The 5,663-nt window shown below is 36.1% G+C and carries 1 protein-coding gene, 1 tRNA gene and 2 pseudogenes; 3 read left to right on the forward strand and 1 reads right to left on the reverse strand.

All coding sequences use genetic code 11. The annotated features are described in order from the left end of the window. Positions 1 to 867: 867 nt before the first annotated feature. The 3 genes and pseudogenes from ACFINU_RS08865 (at position 868) to ACFINU_RS08875 (ending at position 5,338) form a co-directional block, all read left to right on the forward strand. Positions 868 to 1,251: pseudogene (locus ACFINU_RS08865) on the forward strand (hypothetical protein). A gap of 591 nt (positions 1,252 to 1,842) precedes the next feature. After that, a pseudogene (locus ACFINU_RS08870) lies at positions 1,843 to 3,206 on the forward strand (MFS transporter). A gap of 1,514 nt (positions 3,207 to 4,720) precedes the next feature. Further along, a complete protein-coding gene (locus ACFINU_RS08875) occupies positions 4,721 to 5,338 on the forward strand; it encodes a hypothetical protein (protein ID WP_375667585.1) in 618 nt (205 codons plus the stop codon). 248 nt (positions 5,339 to 5,586) lie between these two features. On the opposite strand, the gene ACFINU_RS08880 is transcribed toward ACFINU_RS08875, so the two are convergent. After that, positions 5,587 to 5,663 (reverse strand) — tRNA-Met (locus tag ACFINU_RS08880).

Below are 5,663 nucleotides of genomic sequence, written 5' to 3' on the forward strand. Positions count from 1 at the left end.
ACACTTTCATGCTTTAAAAACTTATAGCTCAAAAAGTATAAAACCAATAAAAAGCTGCACGCATAGTGCAGCTTTTTTGCAAAATTTTCTTGATTTTTGTATGTTTTTCAACACAACAAGAATTTTCGAAATCCACGTGGAAGCTTTTATAATCGTGAGAAACAAGCCTCAAAATAAAAGATTTTTTTAATAATTCTATTTTTTATGTTTTTCCTTTAAAAAACTTCTTAAATGAAGTGTTGACTCCATCGATTATATATGCGTTACAGCATAACAAATATGCGGCTATTGCTCTATTTTTTCCATTTAAGCCAAACAAATTTCGCAGAAAAATATTCCTCTACGATCAACAACTTTTCTCAATGTGGAAAACATATCAATCTTACATCTCATGTAAGAGGAAGCATTATGCGGTTAACATTTCATCCGCACACAATATGAGAGAATAAGTTGAATTCTCTGATACAAAGGGAATACTAACCTACCAAATTATCTATTCTCAACAAAGCAACACTCTCACCACTTCAATACCAGTATTTTAGTTTGAGGATACGAATACAATTTGCATTCTAGATTAAATGTATCAAATAAACAATGGTTTAACTTTACATGCTTCAAACAAAGGACAAAATTCTATAATCATGCGTTATTAAAATTTTTTTTGTAAATATTTTTATACAGATATCAAAAATCGTACCATTGCTTTCAATACAAGAAACCGACATAAAAAATTTCATATTGAATTACCAAAATAGTCTTTTACAAATTGTGATATTAGAGCAAACACTTCATTGGCTAATTATATGAAAAAATAAAATAGAAAATGCATTTTAATAAATATAAAAGCAAATTTTTTTATAAAAGAATATGACAAAAACTGATAAATCAACTTATGATCATGTTATTTATGATTCAGATATTGAGTTCAGTTTTGCACAATCGTTTGAAAAAAACGATGAGATTAAAGTTTATGCGAAACTGCCTAAATGGTTTAAAATTGATACACCTCTTGGATCATATACCCCCGATTGGGCTGTATTATTCAAGCAAGATGGGTAAGAAAAACTGTATTTTATTGTGGAAAGTAAAGGAAGTATTTTCGAAGACATGTTGCGCAATCTGGAAAAAGCAAAAATCCATTGCGGTCGTGAACATTTCAAAGCTTTAGGAGAAAATACCCAATATATTGTTTCTGATAATTATCAAACTTTTATCGATCAAGCACTTCAAAAAGATACCATAACAACTTGAAAAAATGTTTTGGCTATGGAAACAGCCCTCCCCTGTTGTTTATAAAATGCAACTTTTTCCTACTCTATAATTTACAAGCTCTTCCTTATAACCGATTTTAATTTTTATTAAACAATCAAGAGGTTGTCGAACATTTTCCAGAAAGGGCTGCACATTTAAGAAAAGAAAATTATAAACTATTGAGAATACATTTGACACCCAAACAATCATTTAATCATAAAAATGATCTATAAACAAACATTGGATTTTTAAGTCAATAATTTGATTTATAAAGATTTTCACATTTTTCATGTTAAATAATAAATGCAAATGGAGCAGGCATGCACGTCTCGTGTAGGTTCTGCTTTTGCTCTCATGCAAAGTGAATTGACAGTAAACAGACTCCTCGATAAACTCATCAAAATCAGCTTAACTGATGGCTTCATTTTGGAGGAAGAGGGGTTTGTACACAAGAGAAGCATTTGGGGACCATCAGCACTTCCAATCACATTCATCCCAATATCGCAACCAACAAACGCGTATTAATTCTCAAAGCCTGTAATTTATAGAGCGGGACCAATATTTTAAAGAATATCAACAGGGGGCATAATAATGCAAAAGGTAGGTTCCTATACTCAATCAGAAAAGTATGTCATATATACCGTCATTATTTCCAGCATACTTCCTCTGCTGGACGGGAGCATTGTCAATGTCATCCTTCCTAACCTTGCGCATTATTTTTCAGTCGGAGAAAATAATATACAATGGGTTGTAACATCCTATTTTCTCGCCACCGTGCCGGGATTGCTGATGACAGCTTTTGTGCAAGGAAGAATAAGTATAAAAAGCACTTGGCTTCTTGCAAGCTTCATTTTTATGCTTGGATCACTGGGGGTAGGATTAAGCTATAATTTTCCAACTATTATATCTGCCCGTATCGTTCAAGGTTTCGGGACAGGTCTTTTGCTGCGCCTTAGCCAAACCATTATTGCGTTACAATTTGGACAGACACGGGTGCGGCAAACCATGGGCACCATAGCCGTACCAACAGCTTTCGCTCCTGCCTTTGGTCCGCTGGTAGGCGTCTCGCTTGCTCAGTATGTGTCTTGGCGTTTGTTATTTTTTATCAATATTCCGCTTATTTTATTGGCACTCACCCTTGGAGCAAAACATTTAAAGAGCAACGAAACAACAAAAACAAAATTTAACTTATTTGCATTTTTAGCGTTTTCCATATCGCTTCTTTCGTTTTTTTACCTCACAGAAGCCAGAAATATCAATAACCACAACGCCCTCTTTATCCTAGCGCTTATAGCCGTGATATCTCTCATATTATTCATTGTTTCTAATCAGAAAGCAAAAAACAAATTAATCGTCTTTAGCGGATTTAAAAATGCACGCTATACATTGCCATGATCATGGGGCTTGTTGCTTCATTTCTTTTTTATAGCTTCCTCGTTTATTTCCCACTAGCCGTTGCCATGGGAGGAAACTATGAAAAGAGCCTTCTCATCATCGGTGCCCTCCTTGCTCTGCAAGGAGTGGGGGCTTGGATTGGCAGGAAATTTATTTACCAAAAATGGAAAGAAAAATCTCCCTTTTTCATGATAGGAATTGATTTAGTGATTTCAAGCTTTGGGTTATTATGCTTCGGCTATAATATAAGCATGGATGGACTTGGATTCTTGCTAAGAGGCGTGGGGCTTGGCATCACCACCATTTTATGTTTGTCTGCTCCCATCCAATATGTCAACAGTTTATACGTCAAAGATACAGCCGTTATCACACGCATATTACAGCAAATAGGTGGAGCCTTAGGGGGTGTATTTGCTGGCTTTCTGCTACATTCGTTAACAGAGCAACACCTTTCCTTAAGTCAAACATATCTCATATTCTTCATATTCTCTATCACTGCATTTTTACTGTTTTGCCTAGCCCTCCTCTTATCGCGTAAAGACAAGAATTCCGCTTTATGATATGCTTTATTTGAACACCCTATCCATAACATTGGCAATGGCATATAAAATCATACAGCATTTACCACTTTTCGAGAAACCAACACACTGAGACCTTGACCACAGCCTTCATCATTTTTATGAAAGAACACTAAACCGATAAGCTCCTTAAGCTCTAAAATTGATCACCTCCAGTAACGTGCGGTGTTTGTAATTTTATGATGCCTCTGTGCTTTTAGATCCCTCTAAAAACCTCTTGAAATATGGGATTTTCTGACCAGACCTTTGCAAAGATCCACGAAATTAAGCACGCGTTTCAATGCGGAATAGTTCCATAAATGCGCTAACAGACGCCCTACTGCACCAGCATAGAATATAGAACCCACAATGCCCCAAATGCTGACCATCTTCTGCCCCACACCGCGATGTGAAAAATCACACTGTATTGCAAACTTGATAATGTTATTCACCCCTTTTTAAAGTCATTGAATCACTATGCTTTCATAACAGCAATAGATTCAAATGAAACTGAAGCGACAAAAAAAGCTGGTAAAGCAGCATCTTCTCTCCATTTCATTGTTAACTGTCATAACAAATCTCCCCCGCTTTAATAAAAAAGCCCTCTCTCATTGAGAGGGAAATTTTAAAAACATTGAAAATCATGAAGCACGATGACAGACAGCAAACCATCTCTAAAAAGACTGTTTCTTGATTTTCACAGCGTACTCTTAGATTTCTCTAACATTTTCCTGCCTTTAAATTTTCCTTATAAGTTTTACGGACAAGAGAAGCTTTTCAGAGTACTCTTACGCCTAGTTTCATTGTTTCAAGCTCCCTTACAGACACGATAAACGTTTATATTTTCATCTCTACCAAATACGCGAGATTAACAGCGGATATCATGAAAACAGTGTTTTAATAGAAAGCAGTAAGCTTAAAGAGATAAACGAAATTGGTAAACCAATCCCCTGCCCGCTTGTTCTCTCTACCGGTTATGCAAATAAAGAGCGCCATCTACTTTTTCTGACAAGCAAAGAACACACACAACATTTAGTAACATGCCATTATTGAAATTCTTGTCACAAGACCTTCCGTTCAGGGATTATGCGCATTGCCTGCTTCCTTCTCTCCAATAAACAATCTGCCAATAAAGAATGTTATTGCAGTTACGATAATACAAAATTATATTTCTGTTCTCATTCTATATTTTTCGAATTATCACACATTACTCACCCCCTTCACTGCTTCACTGTTATAACAATGAACGAAGAAAAAATTAAAATACAATATGGCATTTCTCTTTCACAAATCTTATATAAGCCAAAAAATTGTTGCGCGACTTTCTATGCAAGGTCAAGCAATAAAATCATATTCTAAAAACCACTCCACACACCACTTTTTGATATTATAAAGCCATAAAATGCAATTATCATCTCCGCAAACAATATCTCAGAAAAACAAAATCCCTCCTGCAATCATTGGACTACTCCCTCCAATGTTTGCCGCACCATTATACGCATAACGAGTTAGATGACTTGTTTATTGCATCATTTGCTCCTCCTGAGATTCCAGAAGGTACAAAAATCCAAAAAGTTAAAGCGTGGCTACGTGCAATCAATTCTCAATGCGAAGAACCACTTGAATTCCTTGGTAACCTGCTTAGTGATTTTATGGAAAAAGAATATTATGATCCAGACCCTACCGGATTGAATTCATCGTTATACAAAAAAACTCTACAGTTAAAAGAAGATCAACGTAAAATTTTAGAAACGTTAAAGAAAGATGGATTGGAATATCAGCGTGGAGGGTATATTATCAAGAAGGAGCTGACCTCCACACAAGAATTGCAAAAAGCTGGTCTCCTCTCTACAGAAGAGCTACAAAAATGTATTGCAGAGAAAGGCTTTTCAGCAGTAGAAATCGAAGTAAAAAGAGCATTAGAAAATATAGAAAAAGATCCAAGGGAGGCGGTTCTATTTGCAGCAAATCTATTGGAAGCCTCTTGCAAAGCTTATCTCGACCACCATTCTATCTCATATAAAGAAAACGCCCGTAATAATCTGCCTGCATTAGTGGCATGCCTCTTATTAGTCCTATTGCATTCTTTTACGGGTCGGATCAGAGATCCGATCCAGTTTCAAAGCTGCTCCTAGGTCTTTGTGCGTTTACGGGCAACTAGTTTTTTTACTGTTTTGATGAGTTTCTATGAGAAAAGTGTAGCAGAAAGGGGAACTTATGTAGGTAAATTACTGACTTTTCCTAGTATAGGGAGAAATTTGAATAAAGAGTTATTCTATAACATTTTGCATGACGTGCATATTTATATTTTCACGCGCTATCATGGGTGTATTGTGATGTTTAGAGATCATTTGATTTTTATGGGAGTATTAGTGTTTGCATTTGGTTGCGGGGGCAGGATTTGAACCTGCGGCCTTCAGGTTATGAGCCTGACGAGCTACCGGGCTGCTCCACCCCGCG

It is taken from the genome of Bartonella sp. AC130YNZD (genome assembly GCF_042196865.1).
In the GTDB taxonomy this organism is placed as follows: Bacteria; Pseudomonadota; Alphaproteobacteria; order Rhizobiales; family Rhizobiaceae; genus Bartonella.